The sequence below is a fragment of the Polyangium jinanense genome (assembly GCF_028435365.1).
The window spans coordinates 23316-40670 of record NZ_JAGTJJ010000060.1 but is presented as its reverse complement, the minus strand read 5'-3'; the positions used below and the strand labels follow the sequence as shown (position 1 = coordinate 40670).

The following is a 17355-nucleotide window of genomic DNA, read 5'->3' as shown; positions in this document are numbered from 1 at the left end:
TGTTGACAGGAGCGCCCGCGGAGGCGACAAACGAGCCCATGGCAGATCCTGGCCCGACCTCGGAGACGACCGCCACCTTGCCCGTGGAGGGCGACGTCGCGCGTGTCCTCGTCGAGAACCACAGGGAGTTTCTGGCGTTCCTCGAGCGCCGCCTCGGCGACCGCGCCCTCGCCGAGGACATCCTGCAAGAGGCCTTCACGCGCGGGCTCCAGCACCTCGACACGCTCCAGAAGGACGAATCCGCGATCGCCTGGTTCTATCGCCTCCTGCGCAACGCTGTCGTCGATCACCGCCGCCGCCAGGGCTCCGCGCGGCGCGCGCTCGACGCCTTCGCCTCCGAGGTCGAAGATCACGCCGAGCCGAACCAGGAGGTCCACGGCGCCATCTGCCAATGCGTCACGCGCCTGGCGAAGACGCTCAAACCCGAATACCGCGCCGCGCTCGAGCGCATCGAGGTGGAAGGTATCGCGGTGAAAGATTTCGCCGAGGAGCAGGGGATCACGCCCTCGAACGCGGCCGTACGCGTGTTCCGCGCGCGCGAGGCGTTACGGAAGCAGGTCGCCCTCTCGTGCGGGACATGCGCCGAGCACGGCTGCATCGATTGCACGTGCGACAGCGGGGCGCACGGCGGCTGCGCCCCGAAGGTTTGAGGCCAAATCGATCACGAAGTCGAAGGCCGCGCCCGCGCCATCGACACGATCACGACGCCCGAGATCACGATGATCGCCGCGAGCCACGTCGTCGCCGAGGCCGCCTCACCGCCGAGCCAGATCCCGAGCGCGATGGCGACGAGCGGGTTCACGTACGCATAACTCGTCGCAATGGCCGGCCGCGTGTTCCGGATGAGATAACCGTACGCGGAAAAACCCACGATCGAGCCGAACACCGTCAGATACGCGAGCGCCGCGAGCGAGCGGGCCGAGGGCGCGAGCGGCAGCGGCTCGCCGAGCAGCGGCGCGAGCGAGAGCATGATGACCCCGCCCGCGATCATCTGCGCGGCCGAGGCCATGAGCCCCTTCGGCAGGTCCAAAGAGCGGCTGAGCAGCGAGCCGAGCGCCCAGGCGAATGGCGACAGCATCAGCAGCAAGATCCCGCCGCCCGATCCGCCCATCGCGCCGCCGAGATGCAAGAGCGTGGCGCCCGTGAAGCCGACGAGGAGCCCCGTCCATTCTCCGGCCGAAGGCGCGGCCGACGTCCCTTCACGGCCCATGCGGCGCTGCACGAACGCCGCGGCGCTCCCGAGCACGGCCATCCAGAGCGGCATCGTCGTCACCACGACCGCGGCCACGCCCGAGCTCACCCACCCTCGCTGCTGCCCGATCGCCAGAAACCCATTACCACACGCGAGCAGGAGCGAGCCCACGAGCGCGGCCCCGGCCCATTGCTTCCGCGACGGCGCCGCCTCGCCGCGCAGCCTGAGCACCCCGTACAGAATGCCGCCCGCGAGCACGAACCGCGTCCCGCCCATGAAAAACGGCGGCAGCGTCTCCAGCGCGATGTGCATCCCGAGGTACGTCGAGCCCCAGATGACGTACAGAGAGAACAGCGAGACCAGAACGAGCCACTGCTGCCTCAGCACGGCGAGGAGCCGCCGGAGTTTCCCTGAAAAACCTTCTCTCGACACCGTGATGTGCGCTCGCGACAGGGCCTCGACCACGACGAGCCCTTGATCGGCGCCACGGTAGCAGCCGCCCGCTGAAAGCACCACGTCGTCCGGATCACCCTCGCGGGTCAACCACACCGAACCGCTCGTACACGCGAGGGCGAACGGCCCCCGGAGACGCTGCGCCCACAGCGCTCCCTTGGCGAGATCGAGCTCGAAAGGGCGCGGCGCGAAGGACGCCACGCCCGCGCGGAACCTTGGCACGGTCGTCATCATGCCTGGAGCTTGACCTCGGACAGGTACCCAGCACAGATGCAGTTGCTCGGCATGTGCGACCGGTACAGTTGGCCCGTAGCCGCACTGTACCGGTCGCCCCCTGCCGCAACTGTACCGGTGCACGGGAGGCCTCCACGCGGTATCCTTCATCCCCGTGCAGCAAGAAACCGTCGCCGTGGAGCAGGGGCTTCTTTACGAGCGCGTCGCCGCGCACATCGAGGAGCTGATCGAGCGGGGTACGCTCCGCCCCGGCGATCGGATCCCCTCGGTGCGAAGGCTCGCGCGCCAGCAGAGCGTCAGCATCGCGACGGTGCTGCAGGCGTACCTCGAGCTCGAGAATCGCGGGATCATCGAGGCGCGGCCGCAATCGGGGCATTACGTGCGGGCCCGCCGCGCCCCGCTCCCGCCCGAGCCACGCGCGGCGCGCGCGTGCACGACGACGAGCCGCCCGAGCATCGAGAGCATGGTCGCGAAGCTCTACGGCGCCGGGCGTGATCCCAGCATCGTGCCGCTTGGCGCAGGCTTCCTCGATCCCGACCTCCTGCCGACCGAGCGCATCAACCGGTCCGCGAGCCTCATTGCCCGGAGCGCGGGCGGCGCGGGCGTCTCGTATGACCTGCCGCCGGGCCTGCTCGCACTACGCCGGCAGATCGCGCGTCGATCCATCGAATGGGGCTGTGCGCTCTCGGCCGACGACATCGTGACCACCGTGGGCGCGGCCGAGGCGCTCCACCTCTGCCTGCGCGCCGCCACGCGGCCGGGCGACACGGTGGCCGTCGAATCCCCCGCGTATTACGGGCTCTTGCGGCTCCTCGCGAGCCTCAACATGCGGGTCATCGAGATCCCCTCGCACCCCCGTACGGGCATGGACCTCGCCGCGCTCGCCGAGGCGATGGGACGCCACCGCATTCGCGCCGTCATGGCCATCCCGAACTTCAACAACCCCCTCGGCTCCCTGATGCCGGACGAGGCGAAGGAAGAGCTCGTGGAAATGCTCGGGCGCCGGGAGATCCCGCTCATCGAGGACGACATCTACGGCGACCTGCATTTCGGCGACGAGCGCCCGCGGCCGGCCAAGGCCTTCGACAAACGCGGGCTCGTGATGCTCTGCTCCTCGTTCTCGAAGACGCTGGCGCCGGGGTATCGCGTCGGCTGGGCCGCGCCCGGCATCTTCCGAGAGGAGGTCGAGCAGCTCAAGTTCGCCCAGAGCGTGGCCACGGCGACCCTGCCGCAGATGGCCGTGGCGGATTTCCTCGATAATGGCGGCTACGACCACCACCTGCGCGCGCTCAGGCGCAAGCTCGCGGCGCAGGTCGAGCGGGTGAGCGAGGCCGTGGCCGCATACTTCCCGCCCGGGACGCGCATTTCGCGTCCGGCGGGCGGGTTCCTCTTGTGGGTCGAGCTGCCACCAGGCACGAGCGCGCACCTGCTCTTCGAACGTGCGCTCGCTCGGGGCATTTCCATCGCGCCGGGTCCGCTCTTCTCGGCGAAGCAGCGCTTTTCGGGGTACATCCGCCTCTCGTGCGGGCACCCGTGGTCGGAGCTCTTCGATCACGCGATTCGCACGCTCGGCAAGCTCTGCGCGGAGTGCGCGGGGTAGAGCCCCGCCCCGCCCGTCAATTCCGCGCGCCGAGCCGTCCTGGGGAACGCAAACCCCAGGGATGGATCAGGGTCGATCCACCCCTGCCTCCTCCCCGCCATTTTCAGCCGACGTCCTTTCGCGTATTTGTCGAGGACGCGCCGTTGGCAACGACCTTGCTTGCGCCGGAGATCTCATGTCGAACGACGACACGCCTTTCGACCTCGGGCCGCCGCCTCCGATCTTCATCCCGCCTCCCGGCCCCGTTGCCGGCGCGCCGCCGCCTGCGCCCGTCGCGTTCGCCGCGCGAGCGATCGTACCGGAGACGCCGGCGCCCGCCGCGCCCGCGCAGGCGCAGAAGATGATGGCGCTGTCGGCGAAAGCGCCGGGCTCGTACACCGTGAAGTCGGGCGATACACTCGGCGCGATCGCCGAGAAACACGACACCACGGTCAGCGCGATCCTGAAGGCGAACCCGCAGATCACGAATCCAAATCAGATCTCCGTCGGGCAGCAGATCAAGCTCTCCGGCGCGTCGAGCGGCACCGGCGGCGCCTCCCCGCAGCCGAGCCAGCCCAAACCGCCGCCGAAAAAGCCGCCGTCGAAGAAACCCGCTGCCGACAAGGACGACGACAAGGATTCGAAGACCGAGCGCAAACTCATCTTCCCGCTCTGGAAAAAACCCACGGCGAGCTGGAAAGACGGTCCCCGGTACTTCGGATGCCCACGCTCTGGCGGCCGCAAGCACGGTGGCGTGGACCTGTATGCGCCGTTTGGCTCGAAGATCCGCGCGATCGCCGACGGCGTCATCATCCGCCCCCCGTATTTCTTCTATGACGGGACGAACGCGCTCGAGGTCTTCCACCCGGGCGTCGGCGTCGTCCGGTATGGCGAGATTTCGAGCAGCAAGCGCGTCCCCGTCCGGGCCGGGCAAAAGGTCAAGTGCGGCGAGCACATCGCGTACGTCGGCCTGCTCGACTCGCTCGGCATGTCGATGATCCATTTCGAGCTCTTCGGCGAGCGGGCGCGCGGCCAGGCGCTCACGCAGATGAGCGGCCCATATCGGAGGCACCCCGCCCTCAAGAACCCGACGAAGCTCGTCGACAAACTTTATCGATTGACGTTCAAGTGAGCGCTCCTCGGACACACCCTCGCGGAGAACGATGAAGCCATGAGCAACGTGAAAATCTCACTGGAATCCGGGGAACATCTCGACGTCCGCAGCTTCGCTGTGCACGAGGCGCTCGGCGCTTCGTTTCAGATCGACGTGATCGCGCTCGGCGACGACGACGTCGACCTGAAAAAGATCAGCGGCCGCCCCGCGTCGTTCGGGCTCGTGGGCCACGGCGGCCCGCGCATCTGGACGGGCGTCTGCGCGAGGATCGCGCAGACGGAGGTCGAATCCGACGGGCTCTCGACGTACGCGCTCCGCATTGTCCCCGCGTTCTGGCTGCTCACCCACCGCCGCAACCACCGGGTCTACAAGCACGCATCGGTGCCGCAGATCGTGAAAAAGGTCCTGAAGGAGTGGCATTTGCCCTTCGAATTCCGGATCGACGAGGACGATTACCCGAAGCGCGAATTCAAGGTGCAATACGGCGAGACGGACCACGATTTCGTGCGGCGCCTCCTCGTCGACGCGGGCATCTCGTTTTTCTTCACCACGCCAGAAGGCGAGAAGGAGACGAAGATGATCCTCACCGACGCGCCGACCACCTCGGAGCCACGCGAGAAGGCGCTGCCGTTCGTGCGCTCCTCGAGCCTGGCCGAGAAATCGGAACACATCACGGACGTGAGCATCGGGCACGACGTGCGGCCGGGGCGCGCGGTGGTGCGTGATTTCGATTTCCGGCGCCCGACGTTCCCGCTCGCCGGCGCGCACAGCGCGGACGACGACGGTCCGGACAGTTTGCTCGAAGAGTATTTTTTCCTCCCCGGATCGAGCCACGTCGCCGGCGACGGCGATGGTAGCACCCCGGTCGGCGACGCGGAGGGCAATTACCGGCACAACGAAAAAGAGGCCACGAAGAAAGCGCAGCGGCATGTCGAGGCCATGCGCGGCGCGGCCAGCCGCATCAGCTTCTCCACGTCGGCGACCGACGTCGGGCCTGGCACCGTCTTTTCGATGAAGGGACATCCGCACCGGGATCTCAAGAATGGCAAGAAGCTCCTCGTCCTCTCGTCGTTCATCTCGGGCGAGGTCGACGACGACTGGCACGCCGGCGGCGAGGCCATCTCGGCGGAGAAGCCCTACCGGCCCCTGCTCACCGCGACGAGCCACGGCGACGCGCATCGGAGCGGCGAGGACGGCGCGTTCAAGCCGCTCTCCAAGGCGAGCAAGCCGCGCATCCACGGCGTCCAGAGCGCGGTCGTCGTCGGGCCTCCGGGCGAGGACATCCATTGCGACGAGCATGGCCGCGTGCGCCTGCAATTCCCCTGGGATCGCGAGGCGAAGGGCGACGAGAAGGGCTCGTGCTGGGTGCGCGTCTCCCAGGCCTGGGCGGGGCCCGGGTTTGGCATGGTCACCCTGCCGCGCGTCGGGCAGGAGGTGCTCGTCGCGTTCCTCGATGGCGATCCGGACCTACCGGTCGTCGTGGGCCGCCTGTTCGGAACGATCTCGCCGGTGCCTTATTCGATCCCGGAGCACAAGACCCGCACGACGCTCAAATCGAGCTCGAAAAACGGCGGCAACGAGATCACGTTCGACGACAAGGCGGACGGGGAGCTTTTTTACGTCGAAGCCACGAAGGACCTGCACAAGGTCGTGCAGGAAGACGAGCTCGAAGAGACGAAGGGTAATAGGCACGTCACGGTCGAGGGCGATCTCATTCTCTCGGCGAAGGGAAACGTCATCATCCAGGCCGGCAAAGAGCTCGTCGTCAAGGGCGGTCCGAAGATCCAGCTCAACCCACCCGTGGAGGTGCCCGCGGGGCGCAAGCCGAAGAAGCTCGGCGGGCACGGGCCAAAGAAGCACGCGAAACACGATCCGCACGAAACGAAGCACGAGCACGCGAAACGCGAGCACGAGCCTCCCAAGCACGAGAAAGAAAAAGAGCACCCGAAGCGCGACCACGACAAGGAGCACCACGGGAAATCGAAGGCCGCGAAGCAGAACGAGCTGCTCGGCAAGATGAACCCCGGCCCCGCGGGCAAGTACCACCAGATCGCCGCGGCCCGCAAAGCGAAGGCCGAACATTACAAGGAGCTCGCGAAGAAGATCGGCGAACGGTACGACATCCCGCCGGCCCTCGCGCTCGCCTGGATGAACCGCGAATCGGCGTTCGGCGAGTTCCTCGACGCGAACGGCTACAGCAAGTTCGACGGAATGGGCTTTGGTTTGTTCCAGGTCGACAAGCGGTATCACACGCCGAAAGGCGGCCCTTCGGACTGGCACCACATCGATCAGGCGATGGACATCTACAAGGGATACATTGGCCAGATCAAGGACAAGCACCCCGGCTGGAGCGAGGAGGAGTACCTCGCCGCCGGCCTCGTCGCCTACAACTCGGGCCCGAGCAACGCGCAAACGCGCCCCTCGTCCACGGCGGCGTGGGCGCAGCTCGACAACGGCACCGCGCACGACGATTATTCGCGCGACGTCTGGGCCGAGGCGCAGTGGTATTCGAAGAACCTGAAGTGGTGACGGGAGGGGTCGATGACACTGGTAGCTCGCAAGGGCATCGACGAATGCAGCGGCCACGACGGGTGCCCGCCGCGCAAGGCCCTCGAGGGTAGCCCCGACGTCTTCCTCGACGGATACGCCGTCGTCCGTGTCGGCGACCTCTGGGAGCCGCACGACGGCCCCGACCACCCGCACCACGACAGCGTGGCGGAGGAGGGATCCGACGAGATTTACGTCAATGGCAAGGCCGTCGTCCGCGTCGGGGATTGCCTCGACTGCGGCAGCGTCGTGAAGACCGGCAGCATGGCCCTGTATGCCGGCGGGAAAAAGACGCCGAAGAAGAAGCCGGAGGAGGCCGAGGATCGCCCGAACCGGGCCGAGCGGCAAAACAAGGTCCTGCTCAAGATGAAGCCTGGCAAGATGCCCCGGGCAAGCGTGGAGGCGCCGATGGACCGGGCGCGGGCGCAAAAGCTCGTACCGCTCGCGAAGAAGCTCGGCGCGAAATACGGCATTCCCCCGGCGCTCCTGCTCGGCCTCGCGAGCCGCGAATCCGGCTTCGGCAGGCACCTCCGCGCGGACGGGTACGGCAAGTACGATCCAGACGGGTATGGGATGTTCCAGGTCGACAAGGAGTTCCACAAACCGAAAGGTGGTCCTTTCAGCATGGATCACGCCGAGCAGGCCATGAAGATCTGGAGCGATACGTACAAGTCCGTGAAGGCCGCGCACCCGAACTGGACGCGGGAGCAGCTCCTCGCGGGCTCCATCGCTGGATACAACTTCGGCCCGGGCAACGTCCGGACCCAGCCGAAGGACGCGGCGAGCTGGGCCAAGCTCGACGATGGCTCGGCCGGCGACGATTACTCGCGCGACGTATGGGCGCGGGCGCGGTATTTTTCGAAGCGCCTGAAGTGGGACTGAGCGGCGGGCAGGAATCATTTTTCATGGACATCATCACCATCCCGCCTTTCCTCACGAGCTCCGTCACGTGGCAGGAGCAACCGGGGCAATGGTCGCTCACGGTCGTCTGCAAGGTGACGTACGCGCTGAAGCCGGGCACGTCGATCGTGGCGACCGAGCCCGAGGGCGTCAACGAGCGCGACAACCACTGGGACGACGATCCGGGCAAATGCGTCTATGCCCCGAGCGACCTCGCGCCCTACAAACCCCGGCCGGAGGTCTTGCTCGTCGGCAGCGCGTTCGCGCCGCGCCGTGAGCCTTTGCGATCGCTCTTCGCGCGGCTCGTCGTCGCCGACGTCGACAAATCGATCGAGGTCCTCGGCGCGCGCACGGTCGCGCGGGACGGCGCCGTCTCGGAGGCGCAAAAATGGACGCAAATGCCTCTCCGCTACGAGCGGGCCGCCGGCGGCGATGAGTCGTGGAACCCCGTCGGGATCGACCCGTCCGTCGTCGATGCATATGGGCGACGTACCTTGCCAAACCTGCAGCCCCCCGGGATGATGGCTGCGGACGTCCCCCGCCCGATCCCCACCGTCGGATTCGGGCCCATTGCTTCGCGATGGCTCGTGCGCAGCGCCAAGCTCGGCGCGCTCGTGGGGGCGTTCGCGAATGGCACGTGGGCCGAGACGCCGCTCGGGATGGATTTCGACGGCTCGTATTTCCAGAGCGCGCCATCGGATCAGCTCGTCTCCGAGCTGCGGCCGGATGAGCCAATTTTGCTCGAAAACATGCACCCCGAGATCGAACGATTCTCCACGCGGCTGCCGGGAATCAAGCCGCACATGCGCGTGGAGATCGAGGGCCTGCCGCCCTGGGAGCCCGATCTCGTCCCCGATACCCTGTGGATCGACACGAACCGCGCGATCGCGAGCCTCACGTTCCGCGCCCAGATTCCGCTCGACGGCCGCGATCAGCCGGGCCGCATCTTCATTGGCGTCGAATACCCCGGCGAGTCCGTGCGGTTCCCCGAGCCGACACGCTCCGCGCACGAACCGACGCCTGCGATCGACGAGGACGACGACGATCTCGACCTCACGCAGACGACAGCCGACAGCCTCCGGGGCCTCGGCGTCAATCCTCTGCCCTTTGCGGCCTCGCCTGCCTTGCCGTTCGCGCCGGGCGCGGCCGCGCCGCAGCCGCCGCCCTCGCAGGCGCCGCCGCGCCCACGGCCGCCGCCCGAAGAGGATGCCAACGACACCGCCGTGTTTGTCGGGACCATCCCGCGCGATGCAATGCCCGCGTGGCTCGCGGGGAAGAAAAACCCGCCCGCGCCCGTGCCTGCGCCTGCGCCCGCCATGGCCGCGCCGCCGCCGGCCATGCCCGTCGCGCCGCCGCCCATGACGCAGCTCCGGCGCCCGGCCGAACCTGCAGCCCCGGCCCCGCCGCCCATCGTGGCGCCGCCTCCGCCCATTGCCGCGCCGCCTCCGCCCATTCCGACGCCGCTGCAGGCGCCCCTCGCGCCCGCGCCCCCACGCCCGCAGGTTCCGTCGCTCCCGGGCGTCGTCGTCCCGCATTCGGCGCCGCCCGCGCCCGCCCTCCCGATACAGCCGCCGCCCGTCACGCGGCCATCCGGGACCACGGTGGGGCAAGAGGCGGTGCTCGCCGCGCAAAAGGCTCGCCCCGAGCCGCCCGCCGCACCGCCCGCGCCATTCGAAAAGGATCGTTCCCGCCCCGGGAAAAGTGATCCACGCGTCCTCGCCACGGCTGCCTTCCTCGGCGCGGCCGAGGCCTCCCATGCCGCCGCCACGGCGCCCACGGAGGACGATCGCGAAAAGGAGCGGCGCGACAAACCAACCGTCACGACGCCCGCCGCGGCACCTGCGCCCGTGGGTTTTCTCGTCGATCTCCTGTGGTTCGCCCCCGAGCTTCCCCCGCGGCTCCCCGAAAACGAAACATGGAAGCCGCTCTTCGAGCCGACGGCGCCCGCGGTGCCCGAAGAGCCCGCGGACGAAGCCTCCGAAGACCCGTGGAACGACGAGGACCCGGAAGCTCCGCCGCCGAAACCTCGCAAGAAGCCCGAGCGCAAGAAAGAAAAGACCCCGGAAGAAAAAGCGAAGGAGGACAAATCCCGCGTCTCCAAGGTCCTCACGCGCGGAATCCCCACGCTCGACGTGGAGAATGCGCTCTTCTCGGCGGTCAACGACGACGGCGTGCTCGAACCTCCGCTCCTCGTCGTCGCGGGGGAGCTCGAATTGCCTTTCGATGAAATCGAGGTCCTCAAGGTCCTGTCGAGCGCCGCCGCGCCGCTCGCCGTGGGCGACAAGAAGCTCAAGGAGACGCTCGATCTCGCGAACGAGGCGCTCGGCACGCCGCTCGGGAGCTCCGCCGACGTGGCGGCGAATTTCTCGCTCCGCGTGCGCGAGGCGTGGGCCAAGGCGAACCGCATGCTCCCGCCCGATTACCTCGACGTGCATTCACGGCGTGTCTTGCTCGAGCAACGCAAGTACCAGAAACGCGAGCTCTCGGGCGCCGAATGGATCCGGGCGCTCCTCCACGGCCCGATGGCGGACAAGGGTATCCCGACCTACCTGCCTATCGAGCTCTCGAAAAAGCTGCCGCTCTTTTCGAGGTTCTCGGCCCGCCTCATCGTCGAGGCCTTGCCGCAGCAGGATCAGAGCGAATCGCCGATCGTCGCGCTCCGCGTGCTCGCGCTCGCGCGCACCGTGGCGGGCCGGCCGAAGCGGTGAAGGCTCGCCCGCTCACGGGCGCACACGCACGCCCTGCCCCGTGGCAATGCCAAGAAGCACCGCGGCATGGGTATCGGAGATCCCGAGCAACGTGAGGAGCTCCAGCGCCCCTGTCCAGGCCGGGGCGCCGGGCGCGTCGACGGCGAGCCCTCCTTGCGCACCCACGAAAAACGTCGTGGTGAAGGGGATGGGCTCCATATGGCTCGTCGTATGCATATCGGGCCCGAGCCCAAAGTTGATCTGCTGGTCCATGATGTTTTCTCCCTGCCGCAAAGGCACTGACAGGGCCACGACGGGCCCGCCATACGGGCTCACGAGCCAGGGCGCGCTCCCCGCTTCGCCGCCGACCTCGAACGAATGGCCAAACAGCGGGGCGCCATCGAGCGTCAGCGCGACCGTCCCCTTGTTCGTGCCCGCGATCCCCGCGCCTGCCTTCAGCGCGAGCCAATCGAGCTCGCCGGGATTGAACCGCCCCCACGTCCGCAGACCATAAAGCCAGCGCGGATGGTTATCCCGCGCTCCGCGTCTCGATCCGGGCTCGGGCTCGTCGTGATCCAGATTGAGCGCGCCCGAGAGTCCGCCGCCTACCGTCGCCCACTCGTTCACTTGCGATTCGACCCTGAGCTCGGCCCCGACCCCTCCGTCGACCCAGATCCCCGCCCCGAGCCCCACGACGAGCATGATCCGCGTGTCGCCCGGCTCGTTCGGCGCGATCCGCGCGAGGTTCGGCAAGAGCGGCGGTGGCGAGATGACGTTGCAGCTCAAACAAAATGCGGACAGCGCGGCACCGAGAAGGAGGCGATGGTGGCGGAGCATCGTCCGCACTCTATCACGGCGGGCTCACTTCTTCCGGAAATCGAGCCGCCGCGACGGACGACAGAAAGCCCCGGTCTGGGCGACCGGGCCCTCGGGGGGATCTTCGGTCATGGCCGAAGCTTCGAGCTCGCGGACGATGTGGCCGGAGCGGTCGACGATCGCGAAATACTCCGTGGGGCCGGGGCTGCGATAGCCCTCAGCGTAGAGGTGACCTCGATGGGGCCCGGAGCGAATGGCCGTCACGCAATCAGTCCCGCTCGCGACGGTTTTCACCTCCGGCGTTTTTTTCCGGAGGTCGACGCCGCAGACGCTCGTGTAGGTATACCGCGGGATCTCGTACCCCCGCGCATCGAGCAAGACGAAATCGTCGAACGCGAAGACCGGCGACCACAAGCTCAGGCACGTGCCGTTCTTCGCGATCTCGCGCGTTTGTCCCGACGCAAGATCGAACAGCAGGATGCGGTTGTCGGTGACCCGAGCCTCGTCCGCTTCCACCGACGCAATCCCCTCGGCCCGCACGAAGACCACGCGCTTGCCGTCCGGAGAAAGCGCCGGCGAATCGTCTTTCCCCGACGCGGTCAGCTTGCGCGCCGCTCCATCCTGCGCGCAGAAATAGATATTGCCCTCGTGCGCCTCCACGCCGGGGCGCGCCGGAACGCCCGCGCACGGCGGCGCTGCCGCAGCGGCGGAGGCGCTCGGCGGGGGCGCGACGGCGCTCGAAGAGACCTCGGAAGGCGCAGGCACCTCCGCGGACGCGACGGGCTCGGGCGCGGCTGCGACGTCGTCAGCTCGTGTCGCGGGGCGAGAGCAGGCGGACGTGGTCAGGGCCAACGCGGCGGCCAGCGCGATGAGCGTCTTCGTGGGATCTCCGGTCCGGCGGGGCTCGATCATCGCCGCGCCAACGCGTAGCGCCCCGCTCCCCTTCCGAACCACGTGGGCGCGCGCCCATGCCCTCGCAACGCACGTTTTCGCCGACCCAAAACACCCGGGCGCGGGTATCATGGGCCCCGCTTCTTCGGAGGACTTCATGACCGTTCGTTACAACGTGTTCTCCCCGGAGTTCAGGAACGATCCTTATCCGGTTTATGCGGACATGCGCCGCAACGCTCCCGTGTGTCAAGTGGATCCGGGCGGCATGTGGGCCGTCACGCGGCACGAGGACGTCCTCTTCGTGCTCAAGAATCCCGAGCTCTTTTCCTCACGTGGCTTTGGCCTGGCGGTGAACCCGCCGTGGCTCGGCGGAAACCCGTTCGCCGATTCGATGATCACCATGGATCCGCCCCAGCACGGGCGGCTGCGAGCCCTCATCTCGCGGGCCTTCGGCACGTTTGCCATGGCGCGGATGGAGCCGCGTGTGCGGGCGTTTGCCGAGCAAGCGGTCGCCGAGTTGCCGCTCGGAGAGCCCGTCGACGTCATGCCGCCCTATGCCTTGCGAATTCCGGCGTTCGTCATCGGCGACTTGATGGGGCTCCCGCCCTCGCTGCACGCGCGCCTCAAGCGATGGGCGGACCTCATCACCGGCGGCGTGACCACGGTGCGTCCGGACGAACACGATCGCAAAGAGCTCGCGCGGGGCGCGGTGGCGGACCTGCGGCGGTATTTCGGCGAGCTCCTGGAGGAGCGCCGGCGCGCGCCCGCCGAGGATCTCGTGAGTGACCTGCTCGCGGCCAAAGTCGACGGCGAGGCCCTCACGCAGGACGAGCTGATTGCATTCATGACCCTGCTCCTCGTGGGCGGCATCGAGACCGCCGTGAACATGCTCGGCGCCTCGCTCGTGGTCCTCCTCGAACGGCCGGAGCTCTGGGAGAAACTCCGCGCGGATCGCTCGCGGATCCCCGCGTTCATTGACGAGGTGCTCAGGTACGAGCCGCCGCTCCACGCGGTGCCACGCACGACGACCGCCGAGGTGGAGCTCGGCGGCGTGAAATTGCCCAAAGGCGCGCCGCTGCTCGTTATGACGGGCTCGGCGAACCGCGACGAATCGCAATTCCCGGACCCCGACCAATTCAATCTGGAGCGACCCGGCCCGAAAAACCTACCCTTTGGCCACGGCGTGCACTTCTGCCTCGGCGCGCAGCTCGCGCGCATGGAAGGGCGCCTCGCCCTGGAGGCGCTCTTCGATCGCGCACGCCGCATCGCGCCCGGCCCCGAGCCGATGGCCTGGCACCGCACGCTTCTGGTGCGTGGCCCCGGCTCGCTCCCGATCGTGTTTCACGCGGCCTGAGGCTTTGACGACTGCGCGAGTCCGGGCTCAAACACGGGCGTGACGCCTCTTCCCGCCCCCGTCCGCTTCGTGGTAATCGATATGGGATGATGCCCCGGACTTTCTCGCGCCTCCGTTTCCTCGCCGAGCGATCGAGCCTCCTCCTCTCCGTTGCGCTACTCGCCGGATGCTCGCGCGGCGCGAGCCCCACGCCCGCCGAGAGCCGTCCGCTCGGGCGCGAGACAGCGGGCGTGAAGATGTCGCCCTCGTTCGACCTCGACGCGAGCGTTCGCGCGTCCCGCGCGAGGTTCCGAGCCGAGAACGGACGCTTTCTCGGCGCGGGGTCGGCGCACCAGATCGCGGCGACGGTGGACGGGTTCGAGATCGTGCCGGTCGCGCCGGCGGCGTCGCCGAACACGTCGCCGCGGGCGGGCGCGCCGTTGCGGCTGAAAAAAGCGCGGATCACGCGGGGCGGGACCACGCTCGGGCGCGGAGCGGGCGCGGGGCGCGTGGAGAGGGATGGGCACCTCGTCGTTTCGCGCGGGGACGTGGAAGAGCACCTCGAGAATCGGGACGGCGGCGTCGAGCTCTCGTATTCGTTCGCGCACGCGCCCGAAGGCGCGGGCGATCTTTTGGTGACGCTCGACGTGGGGGGCGAGCCGTTCGTCGGCGAGACGTCGGGCGGTTACCATTTCATGGACGCGGCCACGGGGCTCGGCGTGCGGTTTGGCCGGGCGACATGGATCGACGCGACCGGGAAAAAGACGCGAACCCCGGTGCGCGTCGAGGAGGGGCGGCTCGTGATGCGCGTGCCCGAGCGCGTGGTCGCGTCGTCGGCGTATCCGGCGGTGCTGGATCCATGGCTCACGCCGGAGTTCGGGATCGATACGCCGATCGCGGGCCTGCCCGCGGGGAGGCGGCGGTTCCGGCCGGCGGTCGCGTGGAATGGCATCCATTACCTCGTCGCCTGGGAAGAGAATCGTTACCTCGATCCGACCGGGGACAACCGCATCTACGCGGCGCGTATCGCCGCCGACGGCACCGTGCTCGACGCGACGGGTTTTCCCGTCGTGGGGGACGCAGGCGCGATCAAGCCCGCGCTCGCGAGCGACGGGAGCGGGTTCTTCTTGACATACCAGAAGGGCGCCGCGAACATGATCTATAACACGGGCATTTACGGCCAGCGCCTCGACGGGGACGGCAAGCCCGTGGGCGCGCCGATCACGCTCTCGACGTCGACGAAGATCCAGCAAAAGACGCGGGTCGCGTACGACGGCGCGAATTACCTCGTGGCGTGGGTCGACAATGGCACGGGCCGATACGGACGCGTCTCGCCGGCCGGGCAGGCCCTCGATCCGGGCGGGATCGCGGTGAGCCCGAGCTACCGGCTCGACGTCGCATCGAACGGCGCGGGGGCGCTCCTCCTGCGCGAGTCGGGCGGGGTCGGGTATGCGCACCGCGTGGATACGCAGGGCGCGCTCGTCGATGTGGCGGGCATCGAGATCATGACGCCCGCGCCGGTCCTTTCCACGTGGGATCCGGTGCCGGTGTGGAACGGGCAAAATTACTTCATCGCGTACGGGCAATACGACGACGACACGTATGCGACGACGATCATGGGCACGCGCTTCGACGCGCAGCAGGGAACGGTGCTGGATCCCGCGGGGATCACCATCAGCGCGCCGGTGTACGATGCGACGGAGATCGACGTGACGGTGGACGGGACGAACGCCGTCGTGACGTGGTGCGATTACGTGACCGACTTCGTCGCGTATCCGCTGCGCCGCGCGCGCGTGTCCCCGCAGGGCGCGGTGCTCGATCCGGGCGGCGTGACGTACACGGACCTCGGCGCGTACGGGCAAGGCGCCTCGAACGGGTCGCAGGCGCTCGTCGTGTGGCAAAACGCGTACTTCGATGGCTTCAACCCCGGCGGTTATTCGATCCAGGCGCGGCGGTTCGCGCCGACCGGCGTGGCGCTCGACGCGTCGCCGCTCCTCGTCTCGGGCGGCGCGAACGACCAGCGGTCGCCGTCGGCGGCCTTCGACGGGCAGAACTTCGTCGTCGCGTGGTCCGACGCGCGTGATTTCGTGCTGGGACAGGGCACGAACCTCTATACAGCGCGTGTTACCCCAGAAGGCGTCTCCCTCGATCCGAACGGGATCTTCGTGGAGGATGGAGTCGGCGACGTGGAGTACACGAGCGCCGCGTTCGACGGGACGAGCACGTTCCTCGGCTTTTCGAGCTGCACCCATGGGTATGATTTCGACAACTGCGCGATCCTCGTGAACCGAATGGATACGCAGGGCGTCGTGATCGATTCCCCCTCGATCGCGCTGCCGACGTTCAACGAGATGACCCAGCGCGTGGCGCTCTCCGTCGGCGCGGGCCGGACGCTCCTCGTGGGCCCCACGTATGACAATGGCATCGGGGACCTCGTGCTCGCCTCGCAGACGATCGATACCGGGGGACAGGTCTCCCCCGGCAGTATCGTCGCGCTGGGAGCGGTATCCTCGGTCGTGAGCGCGTCGTTTGACGGGACGAACCACCTCGTCGTGTGGTATGATTCGGGCCTGCGCGCGGCGCGCGTCGATTCGATGGGCGCGCCGGTGGATCCATCGCCGCTCGCGCTCACGGGCCCCGGCGGCGTCGCCGGTATGTCGACGGTGTTCGACGGGACGAACCATGTCGTGTTCTGGATCGACAGCGACGCAAAGAAGCTCCTCGGGGTACGGGTGAGCCCGGCCGGCACGCTCGTGGACGCGGCGCCGATCGAGCTCGCGAGCCATCCCGGCTGCGCCTACCTCGGGCTGGAGGAACGCGGCGCGATCAGAGACGGCGACCGGTTCGTCGTCGCCTACCGGGCTTGCGGCCCCACACTGACCGACGAAGCGGCCGTCGTGCTGGACAGCAATCTCGCGGTCATCACGAGCTTGCCGATCACCACGGACGACATGCCAAAAGGCATCCCGTCGCTCGCGTCGACGAACGGCGGCAAGGTGCTGGTCACGTATTCGACGTTCCACCTCGAAGCTCCGTTCGGCAGCGCGCGGGTTCAGGCGCGGATCATCGATTTCACGTCGTGCACGACGGACGCACAATGTAGCGGCGGCCAGTGCGTGAGCGGGATCTGCTTGAACGAGGGGATCGGGACGGGGAGCACGGGCAGCGGTGGCGCGGGCGGAGTTGGGGGAATGGGCGGTGCCGGTGGCATGGGCGGCTCGGGTGGAATGGGCGGCAGCGGCGGCGCGGGCGGTAGCGGCGGAATGGGCGGCGCTGGAGGTGCTGGTGGCTCCGGCGGAATGGGTGGCTCCGGCGGAATGGGTGGCTCCGGCGGAATGGGTGGCTCCGGCGGCGCAGGCGGCAGTGGGGGTGCAACCGGCAGCGGCGGAATGGCTGGCGCCGGTGGTATGGCCGCAACGACGGGCGCCGGCGGGGAGGACGAGCCTCGTATCATCCCCGTGGGCGGCGGTTGCACCTGCCAAACGGCAGATCAGGGGCCGACGCCGCTCGCTCCGCTCGCCGGCGCGATCATCGTATGGCTCAGCGCGGCGGGACGTCGGGCCGGCGCGCGGCGGCGAAAGTGAGGCGCCGGACGCCGGCGCGGCGGTC

At 68.4% G+C, this 17355-nt stretch carries 11 protein-coding genes; 8 read left to right on the top strand and 3 right to left on the bottom strand.

The window, feature by feature from the left end; all coding sequences use genetic code 11:
• Positions 1-38: 38 nt before the first annotated feature.
• Positions 39-650, top strand: a complete 612-nt coding sequence (locus KEG57_RS45975) for an RNA polymerase sigma factor (RefSeq protein ID WP_272427442.1) — start codon at positions 39-41, stop codon at positions 648-650.
• Between the two features lie 11 nt (positions 651-661).
• On the opposite strand, the gene yedA is transcribed toward KEG57_RS45975, so the two are convergent.
• Entirely contained in the window at positions 662-1879 is a 1218-nt protein-coding gene (gene yedA, locus KEG57_RS45970) for a drug/metabolite exporter YedA (protein WP_272427441.1), read from the bottom strand.
• Between the two features lie 154 nt (positions 1880-2033).
• On the opposite strand from yedA, the gene KEG57_RS45965 reads away from it, so the two are divergent.
• The 5 genes from KEG57_RS45965 (at position 2034) to KEG57_RS45945 (ending at position 10727) form a co-directional block, all read left to right on the top strand.
• The gene (locus tag KEG57_RS45965) at positions 2034-3479 is read left to right on the top strand and encodes an aminotransferase-like domain-containing protein (protein ID WP_272427440.1); all 1446 of its coding nucleotides are present in this window, start codon (positions 2034-2036) and stop codon (positions 3477-3479) included.
• 175 nt (positions 3480-3654) lie between these two features.
• A complete protein-coding gene (locus KEG57_RS45960; protein ID WP_272459695.1) occupies positions 3655-4590 on the top strand; it encodes a LysM peptidoglycan-binding domain-containing M23 family metallopeptidase in 936 nt (311 codons plus the stop codon).
• A 39-nt stretch (positions 4591-4629) separates the two neighbouring features.
• Entirely contained in the window at positions 4630-7101 is a 2472-nt protein-coding gene (tssI, locus tag KEG57_RS45955; RefSeq protein ID WP_272427437.1) for a type VI secretion system tip protein TssI/VgrG, read from the top strand.
• A 12-nt stretch (positions 7102-7113) separates the two neighbouring features.
• A complete protein-coding gene (locus KEG57_RS45950; RefSeq protein ID WP_272427435.1) occupies positions 7114-8001 on the top strand; it encodes a PAAR domain-containing protein in 888 nt (295 codons plus the stop codon).
• Positions 8002-8024: 23 nt separating this feature from the next.
• Positions 8025-10727, top strand: coding sequence for a DUF2169 family type VI secretion system accessory protein (locus tag KEG57_RS45945; protein WP_272427434.1), 2703 nt, complete (start codon positions 8025-8027; stop codon positions 10725-10727).
• A 12-nt stretch (positions 10728-10739) separates the two neighbouring features.
• Here the strand turns inward: KEG57_RS45945 and KEG57_RS45940 are convergent, their stop codons facing one another.
• Positions 10740-11543, bottom strand: a complete 804-nt coding sequence (locus tag KEG57_RS45940; protein ID WP_272427432.1) for a hypothetical protein — start codon at positions 11541-11543, stop codon at positions 10740-10742.
• A 24-nt stretch (positions 11544-11567) separates the two neighbouring features.
• Complete coding sequence (locus tag KEG57_RS45935) at positions 11568-12434, bottom strand: hypothetical protein (RefSeq protein WP_272427431.1); 867 nt, start codon at positions 12432-12434, stop codon at positions 11568-11570.
• A 136-nt stretch (positions 12435-12570) separates the two neighbouring features.
• On the opposite strand from KEG57_RS45935, the gene KEG57_RS45930 reads away from it, so the two are divergent.
• Together KEG57_RS45930 and KEG57_RS45925 are read left to right on the top strand one after the other, a co-directional pair.
• Entirely contained in the window at positions 12571-13767 is a 1197-nt protein-coding gene (locus KEG57_RS45930) for a cytochrome P450 (protein WP_272427430.1), read from the top strand.
• A gap of 86 nt (positions 13768-13853) precedes the next feature.
• Positions 13854-17330 (top strand): hypothetical protein, encoded by a 3477-nt coding sequence (locus KEG57_RS45925; RefSeq protein WP_272427429.1) that lies wholly within the window; start codon positions 13854-13856, stop codon positions 17328-17330.
• The last annotated feature ends 25 nt before the right edge of the window (positions 17331-17355 follow it).